The sequence below is a fragment of the Kitasatospora sp. NPDC032121 genome (assembly GCF_055580145.1).
Genome location: NZ_JBVILX010000011.1, coordinates 128,569 through 146,871, shown reverse-complemented (window position 1 = coordinate 146,871; position 18,303 = coordinate 128,569). Strand labels below are relative to the sequence as shown.

Annotated in this window: 17 protein-coding genes; 3 read left to right on the top strand and 14 right to left on the bottom strand. The window is 72.8% G+C overall.

The features are described 5' to 3' along the window. Positions 1-500: 500 nt before the first annotated feature. Together ACZ5OX_RS25680 and ACZ5OX_RS25675 are read left to right on the top strand one after the other, a co-directional pair. Positions 501-929, top strand: a complete 429-nt coding sequence (locus ACZ5OX_RS25680) for a YjdF family protein (RefSeq protein ID WP_465633288.1) — start codon at positions 501-503, stop codon at positions 927-929. 202 nt (positions 930-1,131) lie between these two features. Beyond that, positions 1,132-1,530, top strand: a complete 399-nt coding sequence (locus tag ACZ5OX_RS25675; RefSeq protein ID WP_465633286.1) for a hypothetical protein — start codon at positions 1,132-1,134, stop codon at positions 1,528-1,530. Positions 1,531-1,594: 64 nt separating this feature from the next. Here ACZ5OX_RS25675 and ACZ5OX_RS25670 read toward each other — a convergent pair whose 3' ends face one another. The 13 genes from ACZ5OX_RS25670 to ACZ5OX_RS25610 form a co-directional block, all read right to left on the bottom strand. Then, positions 1,595-2,164 (bottom strand): hypothetical protein, encoded by a 570-nt coding sequence (locus ACZ5OX_RS25670; RefSeq protein WP_465633284.1) that lies wholly within the window; start codon positions 2,162-2,164, stop codon positions 1,595-1,597. Between the two features lie 92 nt (positions 2,165-2,256). Beyond that, positions 2,257-2,841: a hypothetical protein gene (locus ACZ5OX_RS25665; protein ID WP_465633282.1), complete on the bottom strand. Its 585-nt coding sequence runs from the start codon at positions 2,839-2,841 to the stop codon at positions 2,257-2,259. 116 nt (positions 2,842-2,957) lie between these two features. After that, on the bottom strand, positions 2,958-3,737 hold the full coding sequence (locus tag ACZ5OX_RS25660) for an ABC transporter permease (protein WP_465633280.1): 780 nt from the start codon (positions 3,735-3,737) through the stop codon (positions 2,958-2,960). After that, entirely contained in the window at positions 3,734-4,678 is a 945-nt protein-coding gene (locus ACZ5OX_RS25655; protein WP_465633278.1) for an ATP-binding cassette domain-containing protein, read from the bottom strand. Before ACZ5OX_RS25655 ends, ACZ5OX_RS25660 begins: the two co-directional genes overlap by 4 nt. Further along, positions 4,678-5,517 (bottom strand): DUF4097 family beta strand repeat-containing protein, encoded by an 840-nt coding sequence (locus ACZ5OX_RS25650; RefSeq protein ID WP_465633276.1) that lies wholly within the window; start codon positions 5,515-5,517, stop codon positions 4,678-4,680. Before ACZ5OX_RS25650 ends, ACZ5OX_RS25655 begins: the two co-directional genes overlap by 1 nt. 105 nt (positions 5,518-5,622) lie before the next feature. Beyond that, positions 5,623-6,213, bottom strand: a complete 591-nt coding sequence (locus ACZ5OX_RS25645) for a toxin-antitoxin system HicB family antitoxin (RefSeq protein ID WP_465633274.1) — start codon at positions 6,211-6,213, stop codon at positions 5,623-5,625. Positions 6,214-6,416: 203 nt separating this feature from the next. Next, the gene (locus ACZ5OX_RS25640; RefSeq protein ID WP_465633444.1) at positions 6,417-7,436 is read right to left on the bottom strand and encodes an adenosine deaminase; all 1,020 of its coding nucleotides are present in this window, start codon (positions 7,434-7,436) and stop codon (positions 6,417-6,419) included. Between the two features lie 201 nt (positions 7,437-7,637). Further along, positions 7,638-8,933, bottom strand: coding sequence for a DUF445 domain-containing protein (locus ACZ5OX_RS25635; RefSeq protein ID WP_465633272.1), 1,296 nt, complete (start codon positions 8,931-8,933; stop codon positions 7,638-7,640). Between the two features lie 197 nt (positions 8,934-9,130). After that, positions 9,131-10,426, bottom strand: a complete 1,296-nt coding sequence (locus ACZ5OX_RS25630) for a nucleotide sugar dehydrogenase (RefSeq protein ID WP_465633442.1) — start codon at positions 10,424-10,426, stop codon at positions 9,131-9,133. A gap of 2 nt (positions 10,427-10,428) precedes the next feature. After that, positions 10,429-11,667: a glycosyltransferase family 2 protein gene (locus ACZ5OX_RS25625; protein WP_465633270.1), complete on the bottom strand. Its 1,239-nt coding sequence runs from the start codon at positions 11,665-11,667 to the stop codon at positions 10,429-10,431. Between the two features lie 228 nt (positions 11,668-11,895). Beyond that, positions 11,896-12,858: an ABC transporter ATP-binding protein gene (locus ACZ5OX_RS25620; protein ID WP_449789709.1), complete on the bottom strand. Its 963-nt coding sequence runs from the start codon at positions 12,856-12,858 to the stop codon at positions 11,896-11,898. A gap of 25 nt (positions 12,859-12,883) precedes the next feature. Further along, positions 12,884-13,735 carry an ABC transporter permease gene (locus ACZ5OX_RS25615; protein WP_465633269.1) on the bottom strand — a complete coding sequence of 284 codons (852 nt, stop codon included), beginning with the start codon at positions 13,733-13,735 and terminating at the stop codon, positions 12,884-12,886. Then, positions 13,728-14,525, bottom strand: a complete 798-nt coding sequence (locus ACZ5OX_RS25610; RefSeq protein WP_465633267.1) for an ABC transporter permease — start codon at positions 14,523-14,525, stop codon at positions 13,728-13,730. Before ACZ5OX_RS25610 ends, ACZ5OX_RS25615 begins: the two co-directional genes overlap by 8 nt. 224 nt (positions 14,526-14,749) lie before the next feature. Here ACZ5OX_RS25610 and ACZ5OX_RS25605 point away from each other — a divergent pair, with 224 nt between their 5' ends. After that, entirely contained in the window at positions 14,750-17,080 is a 2,331-nt protein-coding gene (locus ACZ5OX_RS25605; RefSeq protein ID WP_465633265.1) for a transglycosylase domain-containing protein, read from the top strand. A 50-nt stretch (positions 17,081-17,130) separates the two neighbouring features. Here the strand turns inward: ACZ5OX_RS25605 and ACZ5OX_RS25600 are convergent, their stop codons facing one another. Continuing rightward, positions 17,131-18,300 (bottom strand): winged helix DNA-binding domain-containing protein, encoded by a 1,170-nt coding sequence (locus ACZ5OX_RS25600; RefSeq protein WP_465633263.1) that lies wholly within the window; start codon positions 18,298-18,300, stop codon positions 17,131-17,133. Positions 18,301-18,303 lie beyond the last annotated feature (3 nt).

The window sequence follows — 18,303 nt, the reverse complement described above, 5'->3', positions numbered from 1 at the left end:
CCTACTTTCAGTAGGAAGAGTCCGTGCAACCCGGGCCTGGCGCTCCACAGTCGGAAGGGGTCCGGCACCTACCCAGGTGCCGGACCCCTTCCGCGTTTCCCATCCCACAGCAGCGACTCCGCGTCAGGCCGCGGGCATCGCGAATGCACTGCCGCCGCGAAGAGCGTGAACAGGTAGTTCCCCGCCCCAGCAGGGCAGCGGTGGAGAAGCGGGTGATCGTGCCTTCCGAGTGTCATATGAGGGGTTGGTGAGCCAGTCGCTCGCCTCCCCGCCCCGCCCCGCCCCGCCCCGTCGGAGAAAACCGCGTGCGCCCGGGCCGGCCGTACCCGTACGATCCCGTACGGAGCACACGAAATCACAGTTCCCGGTCGGTAGTCCGGGCGCCGTCGGCGGTGGCCGGCGGTCAGTAACCTCCCTCCCAGGGTGTCCGGTGCGTTCCCTCCCGGCGCGCGACCGCGTGCGCGGGACACGGCATGACAACCATGGGAGGAACCCGCACCATGCCGAGCACGTTCACCGTGTTCTTCGAAGGCCCGTTCTGGGTCGGGGTGCTGGAGATCGCGGGCCCGCGAGGGGTCCGCGCGGCGCGCCATGTCTTCGGGGCCGAACCGGGCAACGCGGAACTGTTGGAATTCGTCCGCCGGGATTTCGGCGGGCTGCTGGAGACCGCGCTCGCGGCGCCGGAGGCGGCCCTCGAAGGACGGGCGCGGCAGCGGTCGTCGGTGAATCCCAAGCGGCTCGCCCGGCAAGCCGCCAGGGAGATGGCGACCCGGCCACTGAGCACCGCGGCCGAGGAGGCGCTGGCCCGGGCCCATGAGGAGTCCGGCCACCTCAACCGCGCTGCTGCCAAGCGCCGTGCCGCCGAAGCCGCGCTCGAACGGCGGGCCGCCGCTCGACGGCAGGCCAAGGAGCGACACCGGGGGCGGTGATCGCCCCATCTCTCCACCGCGCCAATCATATTGGAGCAATATCGGAAAACGGCCTGATCTCATCGTCAGCGAACTTCCCGAGCGGAAGCCGGTTTTCCGCCGCCAGGAGCCGGGGTAGTGCCGAAGCGTTCGCACCCCGACCGTTTCGCTGCTCAGGAGGGGGCGAATCCTTGACGCTTTTCTTTCTCGGAAGGACACCCTCATGCACAGGACCCTTCGGAACGCCCTCGCGGCCGTCATCGTGACGGGCGCGCTCACCGCCGCTGCCGCTCCGGCCGCCCTGGCCGCCGAGCAGGCGCCGTCGACGGCCGGGGTGCGGGCGGAGCTCCGCAACCCGAAGACGGTCAAGGTCGCGGACTACAACCAGGCCCGCAACACCCTGATCAACGCGGGCAGCAAGACCGCCGCCAAGTCCCACCCGGCCCACGGCACCAAGGACGTCCCGGTCTCCCACGGCACCAGCCTGTTGGCCGAGGCCCGCGACGAGTTCCGCACCGCCGACCGGAACCTGCCGGCCAACCAGAAGAAGTCCGACATGTCGATCCCGCACTACAACGCCATCCACAGCGCGGCCAGGACCATGGGCATCGACACCTGGTGACACCTTCCCCACCAGGACGCACGGCCCGGCTCTCCTCCGCCTTCCGGAGGAGAGCCGGACGGCTTCAGTGCTTCGGAGGCAGGGGCTCTTCCCGCGGCTCGCTCGGACTGCCGTCCGGGAGGACGTCGAAGACCGTGAGCTCGATACCCCTGTCGATCGTTATCCGGTCCGGACCGGACCAGTTGACGCTGGTGTCGTACCTCGAGGAGTCCAGTTCCCAGTGGCGGGCCGACCAGCCGGAACCGGACACCAGCTCACTCCGGTAGATCGGATCGAAGCCGCCCAGGTTCGTGATGACGATCACCCGGTCCGGGCGGCCCGGGGCCGCCTCCCGACGCGGCGGGTCCATGGGGGGAAACAGGTTCGCCAGGAAGGCGACCGGCACGTAGAAGACCAGCGCCCCCAGGCCGAGGCCGCAGACGAGCTGCCCCGTCCTGGTGCCGAACCCCAGCTCGACGACGAGCGAGGCCACGAGCAGCACGAGCACCGACCCGATCAGCAGGACCGGGCGGTCGAACCACTCCGCGACCACCACCAACCCGCCCGAACGGGACTCGCGCCAGCCCGCCACGCACGCCAGCAACGCCAGCAACGCCACCGCTCTGAGTCCCCACGCGATCTTCCTGCGGCGCACCGTTGTCATCCCTCACCCCCGACGGTTTCTTTGCCGATCTTTGGCGCGGACGTTACTACAGGGACTCTTGGGGTAGTCGGGACCGGCAGGACCTACCGCTGCCTCGGCGTCACCGAGAGGCCGCCCAACGCGCCGTCCTCGCCCACGGTGAAGACCTCGATCTCCTTCTCCAAGGTCACCGTGATCCGGCCCGGACCGGACCACTCGGCCCTGACGAAGCCGTCGTGCTCCTCCCAGGTGCCGAGGCCCCAGTGGCGGGCCGACCAGCCGCTGCCGGTCAGCAGCTCCACCCGGTAGACCGGATCGATCGAGAAGGCGACGTCGGTGACGCTCAGCACGTGGTCGGCGCGGTTCGGGTCGGGCGTGCGGGCGACCAGCCGGCCGTCCCCACCGAAGTAGTACGCCAGGGCCCCGACCGCCGCCCCGATGAAGAGGAGCGGTGACAGGACGGCCGCGCAGCCGATCTGCGCCCACCTGGTGCGGAACTCGACCTGGGCCACGGCCGAGGCCACCGCCAGCGCGACCGCCGTCCCCAGCAGCAGCACCGGGTGGTTCAGCCGGCGCTCGACCTCGACCAGCCCGCCCTGCCGGGAGGCGAAGTACCCCGGGAGGTAGACCAGGGCGGACGCCAGCGCCGCACCCCGGAGCCACCACACGACCTGCCTGCGGCGCGCCACCGTCATTTGCTCCCCCCGGAGTTGCCCTTTGCCGGGACTTTACACGTGAATGCCGGTCGGCCCGGCCGACGGGTTTTCCGTCGTCCGGGCCGCCCGGCCCACCGGCCGTACCCCCGTCACCGCCGGTGGAAGACGCTCCGCGACCAGAAGTAGCCGACCAGCGTCAGTAGGGTGCACCAGGCCAGGGCGCTCCAGGCGCTGGTGCCGATCCCGGTGCCCATCAGCAGGCCGCGCAGGGTCTCGATCATGGGCGTGAAGGGCTGGTACTCGGCGAACCAGCGCATCGCCGTCGGCATGGAGTCGGTCGGCACGATGGCGCTGCCGATGAAGGGCAGGAACTGCAGCGGCATCGGCATGTTGCTGGCGCTCTCGACCGTCTTGGCCACCAGGCCGATGCCTGCCGATATCCACGTCAGGGCGATGGTGAGGAAGAGCAGCAGACCCATGGCGGCCAGCCACTCCACCGGCCCGGCGTTCGGCCGGAAGCCCATCGCGAGGGCCGCGCCGATCACCAGCACCAACCCGATCATGGTCTGGATGACGCTGCCGACCACGTGCCCCGCCAGGAAGGCGGAGCGCGATATCGCCATCGTGCGGAAGCGGTTGACGATCCCCTCGGTCATGTCGGTGCAGATGCCGATCGCGGTGACCAGCGACCCGGACGTGGCCGCCATCAGCACGATGCCCGGCGTCACGTAGTCGATGTAGTGGCCGCCGCCGATGCCGGCGCCCAGGGCGCTGCCGTAGGCGTAGTTGAAGAGCAGCAGCATCATGACCGGCATCACCACGACCGCGAAGGTCAGGGACGGGTAGCGCAGCGCGTGCTTGAGGTTGCGGCGCAGCATGGTCAGCGAGTCGCTGAGTGCGTGGCCGGCCGTACTCGTGGCCATGCTCATCGCACGCCCTCCCCGGTCAGTTGAAGGAACGCGTCGTCCAGGTCCGCCGTCTCCACGACCAGCGACTCGGCCTGCACGGACGCGTTGTCGAGCGCGTCCAGCACCGCCTTCACGGTGAGGACGGAGTTGTCCCCCGGGATCTCCAGCCGCAGTGCATCGACGTCGACCGTGGCGTAGTCGAACAGCGCGGCGGCGGCGGCCAGCGAGCCGGCGTCCGCGAACCGGAGCCGGATCCGCCCGCCGGGGGCGACCCGCTTCAGCTCCTCGGCCGTGCCCTCGGCGACGATCCGGCCGCCGTCCAGGACGGCTATCCGGTCGGCGAGTTGATCGGCCTCCTCCAGGTACTGGGTGGTGAGGAAGATCGTCACCCCGTGGTCGGCGACCAGGCTCCGGATGATCTCCCACATGGTGCGCCGGCTGCGCGGGTCCAGCCCGGTGGTCGGCTCGTCCAGGAAGATCACCTTCGGGTCGCCGACCAGCGTCATCGCGAGGTCGAGCTTGCGCCGCATGCCGCCGGAGAAGGTGGTGACGGCCTTGCGGGAGGCCTCGGTGAGATCGAAGCGCCGCAGCAGCTCCTCCGCCCGCCTCCGCCCCTCCCGACGGCGGAGGTGGTTGAGGTCGGCCATCAGCATCAGGTTCTCCTCGGCGGTGAGCAGGTTGTCCACCGCCGAGAACTGGCCCGTCACCCCGATCGCCCTGCGCACCGCGTCGGCCTCGCGTTCCACGTCGTGCCCGGCCACCCGGGCCGAGCCGCCGTCGGCGGGGATCAGGGTGGAGAGGATCTGCACGGTGGTGGTCTTGCCGGCGCCGTTGGGCCCGAGCAGGGCGAACACGCTGCCCGCCGGGATCTCCAGGTCGACGCCCTTGAGGACCCCCTTGTCCCCGTAGGACTTGGTGAGTGCCGTCGCCGAGATCGCCGGGGTCGTCGAGCGGGCCGCCATCACGCCCTCCGGACGATGACGTTGCCGACCTGGGTGCGACCGCGCACCTCGACCGTCTCCACGGCGTCGCCCGGGCCCTGGGTGGGGCCGAGGTCGTTGCGGACGCCGCCGACCTTGCTGTGCACGTCGAGCCAGGCCGCGGTGCCCTCCGCGATGCCGACCTCGACGTCCCCCACGTTGGTCTGGAGGGTGACCTGACCGCGAACCACCTGGTCGACCCGGATGTGGCCGTGCGCCGCCTTGGCGTCCACGTTGCCCTCGGCGGCGCCGATGTGGATCCGACCGTTGGAGGCGTTGACGCGCAGCTCGCCGCGCACCTCGTCGATCTCGGTGTCGCCGTTGCTGTTCTTGACCGTCAGCCGGCCCCCGACGGAGCCGATCTCGATCCGGCCGGCGCCCGTCACCTCGGCGTCCCAGGCCGTCCCGCCGAGCCGGACGTCGCCGAAGCCGCTGTCGAGCCGCACGCTGTCGGCCTGCTCGACCTGGATCCGGCCGAGCGAGGTCTTCAGCCGGCAGGCGCCGAGCGGCCCCTCGGTGATGAACTCGGCCATCGGGCACTCGCTGTGGACCTCGGAGCCGATCGGCAGCTCGACCAGGACCTCGATCGCGCCCTTCTTGTTGGTGAAGACGGAGCGCTGCTTGGGGGCCTTGATGCCCAGCCGACCGCCGGAGAAGTCGACCTGGGTCTGCTCGGCGGCCTTGACGTCCGCCTCCTTGGCCGGGTTGGCGGGCCGGACCTCGACCACGGTGTCGGTGCGCTTGCTCGCCTTGATCCGGACCGAGCCGATGTCGAACTCGAGGATGGCGGAGATCGGTCCGTCGGTCTCGTACGTAGGCATGGCTGTCCCGTCCTCTTGACTCGTGTAGGTGTCCCCGCTGGTCGGAGCGGGGGTGACGTCGAAGGTGCAGAAGGTGGTGCAGACGTTCCCGGTACTGCGGAAGTGCTAGTGGACCCAGCCGGTGAAGCCCTCGCCGCCGATGCTGCGCGCGATCCGGTTGCCCGGATCGGCCGCCGGGCGGCGGGCCGGCTCGCCGCCCTCGAGCGCACCGGCCAGGGCCCGGACCAGCCAGGCGTTGAGCGAGAGGCCGGCCTCGGCGGCGGCCTCCTCCGCCCTGGCCTTGAGGTGGGCGGGCAGGCGGAAGTTGATCCGGGCCGTGCCCGTCTCGTCCGCCTCCACCCCGGAAGGCACCCCCGACGGTGCCACCGGAGGCACCGCCGGTGCCATCGTCGACGCCAGTGGCGCCACGGATGGCGCCAGCGGCGCCGGATCGCCGTGGAAGGCGCCCGAGCCGGGCGGGACCGTCACCACGAACTCCGGATCGACGCCGCGCAGGCGCACGTCCACCGAGCCGGGGGCGAGGTCACGGGTGACCTCGCCCATCGCGGCCGAGAGCGCGTTGAGCAGGGTGAGCCGCACGGCCGACTCCAGCGGGAGCGTCAGCCGCTCGGCCAGCGCGCGGGCCTCCTCCCCGCCGGTGGCGGCGGCCACCGCGAGTTCGTTCCGGAGGTTTTCCACGTAGGGCGTGAGGTCCATGGCTGATAGCTTGGCACAGGGCTGGCGCCATGTCGAGCCATTTCTGGCACCACTTTGGCGCCATCGCCCGGACGGGGTCGGCACCGTCTGGCGCCAACCACGGAACCGCCCCGCCGACCGGAGGTCGACGGGGCGGTTCAGGGGCGGTGCGGAGGTGGTGCGGAGGTGGTTCAGGGGGTTGTTCAGAGGCGGTTCAAGGGCGCCTACGCCCGCTGCCAGCCCGCCAGGTAGGCGTCGATCTCCCCGGCCAGCCGGGTCTTGCCCGCCCGGTCCAGGAAGGAGGCCTCGACCGCGTTGCGGGCCAGCCCGGCCACCCCGGCCTCGTCCAGGCCCAGCAGCCGCGCCGCCACGGCGTACTCGGTGTTGAGGTCGGTGCCGAACATCGGCGGGTCGTCGCTGTTGACCGTCACCAGCAGCCCGGCGTCCACCATCCGCTTGATCGGGTGGTCCTCGATCCGCTCCACGGCCCGGGTGGCGATGTTGGAGGTGGGGCAGACCTCCAGCGGGATGCGGTGCTCGCCCAGGTAGTCGACCAGCGCCGGGTCCTTCACCGCCTGGGTGCCGTGCCCGATGCGCTCGGCGCCGAGCACCCGGATGGCGTCCCAGACCGTCTCCGGCCCGGTGGTCTCGCCCGCGTGCGGGACGCTGCGCAGGCCGGCCGCCCGGGCCCGGTCGAAGTACGGCTTGAACTGGGGGCGCGGCACGCCGATCTCCGGGCCGCCCAGGCCGAAGCTGACCAGGCCCTCGGGGGCCAGCTCGGTGGCCAGCCGGGCGGTCACCTCGGCCGACTCCAGCCCCGCCTCGCCGGGGATGTCGAAGCACCAGCGCAGCACCACGCCGAGTTCCTTCTCGGCGCGCAGCCGGGCGTCCTCGATGGCCTCCATGAAGGCGACGTCGGGGATGCCCCGGCGGACCGAGGAGTACGGGGTGATGGTCAGCTCGGCGTACCGGATGTTCTGCCGGGCCATGTCCTCGGCCACGCCGTAGGTGAGCGCGCGGACGTCCTCGGCGTCCCGGACCAGGTCCACGACGCTCAGGTAGACCTCGATGAAGTGCGCGAAGTCGGTGAAGGTGAAGTACTCGGCGAGCGCCGCCGGGTCGGTCGGCACCTTGGAGTTCCCGGCGTGCCGGGCGGCGAGCTCCGCGACGACGCGCGGCGAGGCCGAGCCGACGTGGTGGACGTGCAGTTCCGCCTTGGGCATCCCGGCGATGAACGCCTCGATGCTCCGGTCCGCGGGCTCGACCCGGCTGTCGCCGTTCCGAGTGTCACTGGGGCCGATCCGACTTCCGTCCGGCTGGACCACGGTGGTTCCCTTCTTCCTGCTCCGTGCCTCTACGCGCGTATCGCGTGGTTTCGGCCCAGGATAGGCCCGAGTCGGCGCCGCCGTTCCCGGGATCGGCGCCGAGCACCGCCGTCCCCGGGGTCACCCCCCGAGCGCGACCGCCACGGTGTGGATCAGCAGCCCGGCCAGGGCGCCGACCACGGTGCCGTTGATCCGGATGAACTGGAGGTCGCGGCCGACGTTGGCCTCGATCTTGCGGGAGGCGTCGTCGGCGTCCCAGCTCGCCACCGTCTCGGAGATCAGCGAGGTGATCTCGGTGCGGTAGGTGTCGACCAGGTACTGGGCGGCGTCCTGGAGCCAGCCGTCCACCTTGGCCTGCAGCTTGGGGTCGGTGGCCAGGCGCTCGCCGAAGCCGCGCACGCCGTCACGGATGCGCCGGCGCAGTTCGCTGTCCTCGTCCTCGGCCGCGCCCATCACCAGGGTGCGCACGGCCGCCCAGGTGGAGTTGATCAGGTCCTGCACCTCGGGGCGGGCCAGCAGCTCGCCCTTGGCCCGCTCGACCCTGGCGATGGTCTCCGGGTCCGTCTGCAGCTCGGTCGCGAAGTCGGCGAGGAAGTTGTCGACCGCGCCGCGCGCCGGGTGGTTCGGGTCGTCCCGGATCTCGGTGACGAAGCGCAGCAGCTCCTTGTAGACCCGCTCGCCGACCTGGTGGTCGATGAACCGGGGCGTCCAGCCCGGGGTCTTCTGGGTGACCTTCCGGACCACGTCCTCGTGGTTGGCGGTCAGCCAGCCGTGCGCCCGGACGGCGACCAGGTCCACCACCCCGTGGTGCCCGCCGTCCGCGACCACCTTGCCGAGCATCCGGCCCATCGGTTCGGCCACCGAGGTGGCCGCGGCCCGCCTGGTCACCGCCTCGGCGACCACCGCCCGCACGTCGTCGTCGCGGAGCACCGCGAGCAGGCCGCGCAGCGCCGCCGAGGCCTCCTTGGTGACCCGCTCGGCGCTGCCCGGCGCGGCCAGCCACTCCCCCAGCCGGCGGCCGATGCCGAGCGCCGCCAGGCGGACGCGGACCACGTGGCCGGAGAGGAAGTTCTCGCCGACGAACTCGCCGAGCGAGCGGCCGAAGGCGTCCTTCTTGGTCGGGATGATCGCGGTGTGCGGGATCGGCAGGCCGAAGGGGCGGCGGAACAGCGCGGTCACCGCGAACCAGTCGGCCAGCGCGCCGACCATGCCCGCCTCGGCGGCGGCCGCCACGTACCCCGCCCAGGGGCCGGCACCGGCCGCCCTGGCCCAGGTTGACAGGGCGAAGACCAGGGTCGCGAAGGCCAGCAGGCCGGTCGCGATGGTCTTCATCCGGCGGACGCCGCGTCTCTTCTGCTCGTCGGCCGCGGTGAACCGGACCCCGTGGCCGGTCCCGCTGAAGGCATCGTCACTCACCCCGCCAGTCTGCCCGGTGCCCGGCGCGGGCGGGGGCGCGCCTCGCGATCACGCGCCCCCGCCAGGCGTCACGCGCCGAACGGGCCCGGCGAGAACGGGCCCGAGACTGGTCCCGGGACCGAACGGGACCGAACGGGACCGAACGGGACCGAACGGGACCGAACGGGACCGACACCGGACCGACACGGGACCAGCCCTCACTCCCCGCCCAGCGCCATCCGCCGCACCTCCGCGCCCGCCCAGCGCTTCGGGTCCGTGCACCGCCGCCCGTCCAGCAGCACCCGCACCCCCGGCAGGTCCACCGGCGACAGGTCCCGGTATTCCGGGTGGTCCGCCTGCAGCACCGCCGCCACCACCGGCTCCCCGCCGTACGGCGGCAGTCCGAGCGCGGCCAACTCCTCGGCCTCGTACAGCGGGTCGCTGACGTACGGCCGCCCGCCGGCCGACCGCACCGCCTCGACCAGCGGGAACACCCCGGAGTGCGCCGTCTCCTTGACCCCGCCCCGGTAGGAGGCCCCGAGCACCAGCACGCCCTGCCCGGCGATCCCGCCCGGCACCGCCCCCGCCAGCACGCCCACCGCGTACCCCGGCACCGCCAGGTTGGCCTCGCGCGCCGCCCGGACCACCGTCGCGCCCGGGTCGTTCCACAGGTACAGCCGCGGGTACACCGGGAGGCAGTGCCCGCCGACCGCGATGCCCGGCCGGTGCAGGTGGCTGTGCGGCTGCGAGTTGCAGGCGTCGGCGATCTCCGCGAAGTCCACCCCGACCTCGTCCGCGTACCGGGCGAACTGGTTGGCCAGCGCGATGTTGACGTCCCGGTACGTGGCCTCGGCGAGCTTGCTGAACTCGGCCGCCTCCACCGAGGCCAGCTCCCAGACTCCGTTGGGCCGGGGCAGGTCAGGGCGCGGGTCGAAGTCCAGCACCGCCCGGTAGAACTCGGCGCCGCGCCGGGTCGAGGACGCGTCCAGGCCGCCTACCAGCTTGGGGTGGCGCCGCAGGTCGGCGAGGACCCGTCCGGTGCGGACCCGCTCCGGGCTGAACACCAGCGCGAAGTCCGTCCCGGCGGCGAGGCCCGAGCGGGACGACAGCCGGGGCGCCCAGCGCTCCCTGGTGGTGCCGACCGGCAGGGTGGTCTCGTAGCTGACCAGGGTGCCCCGGCGCAGCCCGGCCGCGACGGCGTCGGTGGCCGCGTCGAGCGCGGTGAAGTCCGGACTGCCGTCGGCGGCGGTGACCAGCGGGACGACCAGCACCACGGCCCCGGCCCCGGCCACCGCGCCCGTGGTGTCGGTGGTGGCACGCAGCAGGCCCTCGGCGACGACCCGCTTGAGCGCCTGCTCCAGGCCCGCCTCCCGGGGGGACGGCGGCACGCCCAGGTTGACGCTCTCCACCACACCCGGCGCGATGTCCGCACCGGTGACCCGGTGGCCCTTCAGCGCGAACTGCACCGCCAGGGGCAGGCCCAGCCTGCCCAACCCGACCACGCAGACGTCCAGGCTCATTCCCGTCCTCCGTTCACCGAGTCGGCCAGCCGGCGCCATGCCGGGTGGCGCCGCAGCCCGCGGCGCAGTTGCTCCGGGACGAGTCCGCGCCACAGCTGCCGCGCCAGGTCGAGCCGCGGCGCGGCCTGCGCCACGGCCGCGCCCGAGTCCTCCTCCGGCAGCAGGAACAGCGCGTCCGGCAGCCCGAGCCGGGCGTCCCGGAAGGCCGGGTAGCCCGCGAACCGCCGCCGCCCGTCCACCACCACGGGTGGATCGCCGTGCGCCGCCTCGTAGCGGATCTGGTGGCGCAGGGCCTCCGGCCTCACCGCGCAGGCGAGTTCGAGCCGCACCCGCTCGGCGACCGGCAGCCGGCGGTACACCTCGCGGGCGCCGAAGCGCTCGATCAGCCGGGCGACCTCGACGCACACCCGCTCCTGCATGTCGTCGCCCAGCAGCAGGAAGCCGTCCTGCAGCAGACGCGGCACGTCCCGGCCGAAGCCGCGCACCCGGATGGCGTCCAACTCCTCGCCCGGCCTCGCCAGTTCGGCGGCCACCTGCTGGAGCGCGGTGATCCCGCGCAGCCGGTCCAGCACCCCGGCCCGCTCGGTGAGGTCGCCCCGGTCCTCGCGCGGCACCGGGAAGTAGCAGTCGTAGGAGGCGAGGACGGACACCCTGGCCGCCCGCAGGCAGGCCTCCAGGGTGAACGGCTGGTCCGAGAGGACCTTCAGCCGTTCGTCGCGGCGCAGCCGGTGGCGCCGGATGAGGTCGAGCCGGAAGAGCTTGGTGTCGGCCAGCGCCCAGGCCAGCGACGAGTCGGTGAAGTCCACCGACTCGGCGTCGGCGGGGAAGGTCCCCTGAGCCACCGGCCGCCCGTTCACCCCGGCCTGTTGGGGCACCACCACGTCCGAGCCCCAGGCGTCGGCGGCCGTGACCAGCCGCTCCAGCGCCTCCTCGCCGAGCCGGTCGTCCGCGCCGAGGAACAGCACGTAGCGGCCGCGGGCCAGCTGCATGCCGCGGTTGGCCGGGCCCGCCGGGCCGCCCGAGTCGGCCTGGTGCACCACCGTGAACAGCCCGGGGTGGCGGGCGGCGTACTCGTCGAGCAGTTCCCCGCCGCCGTCCGTGGAACCGTCGTCCACGGCCACCACCTCCAGCCGCTCCGGCGCCAGGGACTGCCCGACCAGCGAGTCCAGGCAGGCGGTGAGGTGCGGCATGGTGTTGCGGACCGCGACCACCACGGTCACGTCGGGTAGGGCCATCGGGCGGGGAGCCTCCGGTTTCCGGCATCGGCGGGTGACATCCGGTCAACTCGCGTCAGCGCCCGTGGGTCACGGTGATCACCCACACCGGTGAAGGAGAGTCGAACGCGTCCCCGAACGACGAACGGGCGTACGGCATCCGGCCGCCGTACGCCCGCCCCTCCAGCCGCGCGCGCCCGCCCCTCCAGGCGTCCGAGCCCGCCCCTTCGGGCTCCGCGCCCGTCCCCGTCAGCCGATCGCGACCTCCGCGTACATCCGGGCGATCACGTCCTCGATGGCCGGCTCGCGCACGGACAGGTCCACCAGCGGGTAGCGCGCGGCGACCGCCGCCACGATCGGCGCGGCGCTCTCCTCGGCCGGGAAGGCCAGCCACTGGCGCGGCCCCTCGACCCTGGTGACCCTGGCCCCGGGCACCTCGACCGGGTGGGCGAGTTCCTGCGCGAGGTCCACCACCAGCGTCCGCTCGCTGCGGCCGGCGGCGTGCAGGCCCTCCAGCCCGCCGTCGTACACCACCCGGCCGTGGTCGATCACCATCACCCGGCCGCAGAGCTGCTCGATGTCGGTCAGGTCGTGGGTGGTGAGCAGCACGGTGGTGCCCCGGTCCCGGTTGACCTCGCGCAGGAACTCGCGCACCCGGCCCTTGCTGATCACGTCCAGGCCGATGGTCGGCTCGTCCAGGTAGAGCACCTGGGGGTCGTGCAGCAGCGCCGCCGCGAGGTCGCCGCGCATCCGCTGGCCGAGCGAGAGCTGGCGCACCGGGGTGTCCAGCAGGCCGCCGAGGTCGAGCAGTTCGACGCAGCGCTCGAGGTTCTCGCGGTACCGGGCGTCGGGGACGCGGTAGATCCGGCGGGCGAGTTCGAAGGAGTCCCGCAGCGGCAGGTCCCACCAGAGGGTGGTGCGCTGCCCGAAGACGACGCCGATCCGGCGGGCCAGCGCGACGCGTTCGCGGGCCGGGTCGACCCCGGCCACCCGCAGCCGCCCGGAGCTGGGGACGAGGATGCCGGTGAGCATCTTGATGGTGGTGGACTTGCCGGCCCCGTTGGGCCCGATGTAGCCGACGCACTCGCCGGCCTCGACGGTGAAGCTGAGCCCGTCCACCGCGTGGACCTCGCGTTTGGCCCGGCTGAACCGGCCGGTGCGGGTGCGCACGGTGAAGCTGCGGCGGACGTCCTGGAGTTCGATCAGTGCCATGGTGGGCTCCTTCTGGTCAGGGGGTTCAGCTGCCGGTGCCGCGGTAGGCGCGCAGCCCGGCCCGCCAGGCGAGCCCGGCGGCGAGGACGCAGACCGCGGCGGCGACCGGGGAGGCGAACTGGAAGGCGGTGGGCAGGCCGAGCGGGTCGGGCCGGCCGAGGATGCGCAGCGCGGGCAGCCAGTTGACGAAGGCCAGCGGGACGCCGAAGACGACCCCGGCGACCAGTTCCTTGGCGAAGACCGTCGGCGGGTAGTGCAGCAGCGTCGCGCCGCCGTAGGTGAAGGAGTTCTGGATCTCCTTGGACTCGCCCCACCAGAACTGGACGGTGGCGCCGCCGATGTAGATCGCGCCGAAGATGACGGTGCCGCAGACCAGCAGGACGGGCACCAGCAGCACCCGGTCCCAGGTCCAGTGCACGTCCAGCGCGGCCAGCGACCAGACCAGCACCGCCACGGCCTGCAGCGGGCGGCCGAGCCGGCGCAGCGAGAAGCGTTCCGCGCACAGCTGGGAGAGCGCGGGCGCGGGCCGGATCAGCATGGTGTCCAGCGAGCCGCTGACGATCCGCGCGCCGAGCGACTCGGCCGAGCCGACCAGCAGGTTGGCGACGCCGAGCGAGAAGGCGGCGGTGGCGTACAGGAAGGCGATCTCCGGCAGGCTCCAGCCGCCGAGCCGGTCGGTGTGCAGGAACATGACCACCAGCACCACGAAGTCGAGGGCGTGGATGACCATGCTCGCCACCAGGTTCAGCGCGAAGGAGGCCCGGTAGGCCATCATCGAGCGCATCCACATCCGGGCGCAGAGCCACCAGGAGCGCAGCGCCCAGGCGGTGCGGGCCGGGTAGGGCTCCCGGTGGAGCCTCACCAGCTGCTCAGCCACCCTGCACCACCACCCTGCGGGTGGCGAGCCGCTGGACGCCCCGCCCGGCGGCGAGCAGCACCGCCGCCCAGCCGAGCTGGAAGCAGAGCGCCCCGAGCACGGCGGTGCCCCGCGTCCGCTCCAGGAAGACGTCGGTGGGCACGTTCACCAGCGCGGACCAGGGCAGCACCCGGCCGAGCGCGCCCAGCCAGCCGGGGAACAGGGCGATCGGCAGCAGCATCCCGGAGAAGAACATCGAGACCACCAGCATCGCCGAGCGCACCCCTTCCGAGTCGTGCAGCCAGAAGCCGGTGATCGAGACCAGGAAGCGCAGCCCGAAGCTGACGACCACCGCCAGCAACCCGGATAGCAGGAAGAACACCCAGGTCAGCGGGTGTTCGGGCAGTCGGATGCGGAACACCAGGGCGCCGATCAGCATCGGCACGGTGCCGCGCACCAGCGCCTGGAAGCCGGCCCGTCCGAGGTCGGAGGCCAGCCACCAGCCCTGGAAGTCGACCGGGCGGTAGAGGTCGACGGCGATGTCGCCGCTGCGGAAGCGGTCCTGGAGGTCGTCCTGGAAGCCGCCGCCCCAGACCGCGACGGTGACCAGCAGGCTCTGGCTGACCCAGATGTACGTGACGGCCTGGCTCTGGTCGTAGCCGCCGAGGCCGGGGCGGGCCTGCCAGAGGGCGAGGAAGGTGTAGGCCAGGATGATGCCGAAGACGGTGTTGGTGAAGGTGCCGGCCACGGTGGCGGCCCGGTAGGTGGAGTAGCGGCGGAAGGCGCCGCGGGCAACGGCGGCGTAGAGCATATTGTCTCCTTGTCGACAAATACGAGCAGAGAGAGGCGCCCCTCGACATCCGCGCACGCCCCAGCGGCCCCGACCGGCCGTACCCGGGGGGTGCCGGGCGGGCGGGCGGAGCTGCGAAAGCGGGTGCGCTATGTGGTTTTCACCTTTCACCGTACCTCCGGACGACCCCACCCGCACCTGGTTTTTCGGGCCTGATCGCGCGTCAAATAGCAGATAATCTCGGCATGACCTTGAGCACCCGCCGCCAGGCCAAACGGGCCGCCCGCCGCGAGGCCCGCCGCGCCCTCCCGCTCTGGCGCCGGCTCCTGCCCACCTGGCGGGTCACCTTCGGCACCCTCACCACGCTGTTCCTGCTCGCCGTCGGCGGCTTCGCCGTGCTCTACGTCATCGTCCCGGTGCCCGATCCCAACGCCCACGCCGTCGCCCAGAACAACATCTACCTCTACGCCGACGGCACCACCGAGATCGCCCGCACCGGCGCCGTCAACCGCACCGACGTCACCATCGACCAGATCCCGCTCCCCACCCAGCAGGCCGTCGTCTCCGCCGAGGACCGCACCTTCTACCAGAACCGCGGCATCGACCTGAGGGGCATGTTCCGGGCCGGCTGGAACACCCTGCTCGGCAAGGGCATGCAGGGCGGCTCCACCATCACCCAGCAGTACGTCAAGAACTACTACCTCACCCAGGACCAGACCATCGAGCGCAAGGGCCGCGAACTGCTCATCGCCCTCAAGGTCGACCAGCAGCGCGACAAGCGCGAGATCCTCGCCGGCTACCTCAACAGCAGCTACTTCGGCCGCGGCGCCTACGGCATCCAGAGCGCCGCCCACGCCTACTACGGCGTCGACGTCTCCCGGCTCACCCTCCCCCAGGGCGCCTACCTCGCCTCACTGCTCCAGGCCCCCAGCCTCTACGACGTCAAGACCGCCACCCCCGCCAACCGCGAGAAGGCCGTCGCCCGCTGGAACTACACCCTCGACGGCATGGTCCAACTCGGCTTCCTCACCCCCGCCGACCGCGCCGCCACCACCTTCCCCGACCCGATCGACCCCCAGCCCGCCACCGGCCTCGCCGGCCAGGCCGGCTACCTGGTCGGCGTCGCCGACGACTACCTCGTCTCCTCCGGCACCCTCGACGCCGCCACCCTCAAGGCCGGCGGCTGGCGCATCACCACCACCTTCGACAAGCCCCGCCAGGACGCCTTCACCAAGGCCGTCCAGGACGAACTCACCGGCGAACTCGACCCCCAGGCCCGCCCCGCCACCGACACCGACGTCCGGGTCGCCGGCGCCTCCGTCGAACCCGCCACCGGCCGGGTCGTCGCCGTCTACGGCGGCCCCGACTACGCCAAGCAGCCCTACAACGACGCGCTGCGCCAGGACAACCAGATCGGCTCCACCTTCAAACCGATCGACCTCGCCGCCGGCCTCGTCGCCCAACACACCGTCGACGGCCGCCCGATCACCACCGAATCCCGCTACGACGGCACCAGCGAACGCCCCGTCACCGGCGGCCCCACCCCCTACGCCCCGCCCAACGAGGACGACATCTCCTACGGCAACATCACCCTGCGCTACGCCATGGTGAAGTCCGTCAACTCCGTGTACGCCCAGGAGGGGGTCGACGCCGGACTCGCCCGCGTCCGCGAGACCGCCGTCAGACTCGGCATCCCCGACAGCGTCCGCGGCATGGACCCGGCCAACACCTCGATGACCCTCGGCACCGCCACCCCCAGCGCCCTCGACCTGGCCGGCGCCTACGCCACCTTCGCCAACCACGGCCAGGCCCACACCCCCTGGTCCGTCCTCAAACTCGAACGCGTCAAAACCGGCGGCGCCATCGACGTCCCCAAGATGCCCGAACACAACCCCACCGACGCCCTCGACCGGGAGATCGCCGACTCCGTCACCGACGTGCTGCGCGACGTCATCAGCCCCCGCGGCACCGGCGCCGCCGCCCTCGACCTGAACCGCCCCGCCGCCGGAAAAACCGGCACCACCGACTCCAACCTCTCCGCCTGGTTCGCCGGCTACACCCCCGAACTCGCCACCACCGTCGGCCTGTTCCGGGAGAACCCGAAGACCCACGCCAAGGAACCGCTGGCCGGCACCGCAGGACTCACCCGGATCAACGGCGGAGCCTTCCCCACCCGGATCTGGACCGCCTACACGGCCGCCGCCCTCGACGGCACCCCCGCCCAGGACTTCGACCTCAAAACCGGACAGGCCCCCACCACCCCCTGGCCCGGCCTCACCCCCGGCACCAGCCCCAGCGCCACCACCCCGACCACCCCGCCGCCCGGCGCCGCCCCCACCAGCACCGGCCAGGCCCCCGGCACTCCCCCGGACCACACGCCCAGCGCCCCCGCCACCACCGACCGACCCGCCCCCGGGCCGAACACCCCCAGCCCCCAGGCCCCCCAGCCCACGACGGGCCCGGACCAGCCCAGCCCCGCCCCCAAACCCAGCCAGGTCCAGCCGTCCCGCCCCACCAGCCTGCCCAGCGCCACCGGCGGCCCCGCCAGCCGCCCGGCGGCGCCGGCCACACCCTGAGCCGACTCCGAGCCGCCCGGCGCCACACCACCGGCGCTAAGCCACCGGCGCTAAGCCGCCAGCTCGCGCTCCAACGGGGTGCGGAACCGCGGCGTCACCCGCACCTCACCCAACCAACCCGCCAGCCGCTCCGCCTCCGCCGCGACCGCCCGCTCCGCCTGCGCCCCGACGTCCCGGAACAGCCGCCACACCAGAGCGCCGTCGGCGCGTTGCGCCCAGCCGCCCACCACCTCGCCGCACCACCACACCGTCGGCCCGGAGTTGCCCGCCCGGTCGAACAGCGCCGGCACGTCCTCCGGCCGCAGGTACCAGTCCCGCCCGCGCCAGCCCATCACCGCAGGGTCCAACGACGGCAGCAGCGCCGCCCACGGCTCCGGCTCCGCCACCGGCACCTCGTCCCCCGGCAGCACCAGGGCGGGCGCCCCGTCGGCCAGCGCCACCTCCGCCGCCCCGAGGTCCGCCAGCGCCCTGCGGACGTCCCCCAGCGTCCAGCCCGTCCACCACTTCACGTCCTCCACGGTCCCCGGCCCGTACGCCGCCAGCCAGCGCCGCACCACCTCGGCCTTCGCCTCCCGCACCGGCACGTCCGGCCACTGCGGCACCGGCGCCCACGGGTAGCTGCTGCTCAGCCACGACCCGCGCGGACGGCAGCGGCGCACGTGCCCGTCCGAGGCCAGCAGCCGCAGCAGCCGACTGCCCACGCTCTGCCTCGCCTCGTACGACTTGCCCGCCGACATCAGCATCGTCTCGCGCAACTGCGGTACGTCCTCGGAGAGTTCCTTGGTCGTCGCCTCGCCGCGCGCGGCCAGCGCCGCCAGCACCTCGCGCTCCGTCCGCGCCAACCGGGCCTCGTCCCAGCCCTCGGTGTGGTCCCGCAGGTGCTTCAGCAGCCCCGCCCGCTCCTTCGCCGCGATCGCCCGCGCCGCCGCCGAACTCACGTACGGGGCGAAGCCCTCCGTCACCGCGAAGATCGTCCGCCGCATCGACAGCAGCTTCACCAGCGAGACGTCCTCGTACAGCGCCCGGTCCACCTCCGCCGCCGCGGGCTCCGCCAACCGCGCGCAGGCCGACAGGTACACCGTGGCCGCGTCCGTCGCGTGCAGCCCGACCACCCCGTCGGCCACGTCCTCGACCCGCGCCGCCCGCACCGACGGCGCCAGCAACTGCCGCCGCCCCAGCCTGGCCCGACGCTCCCGAACCCCGATCACCGGCACACTCATGCC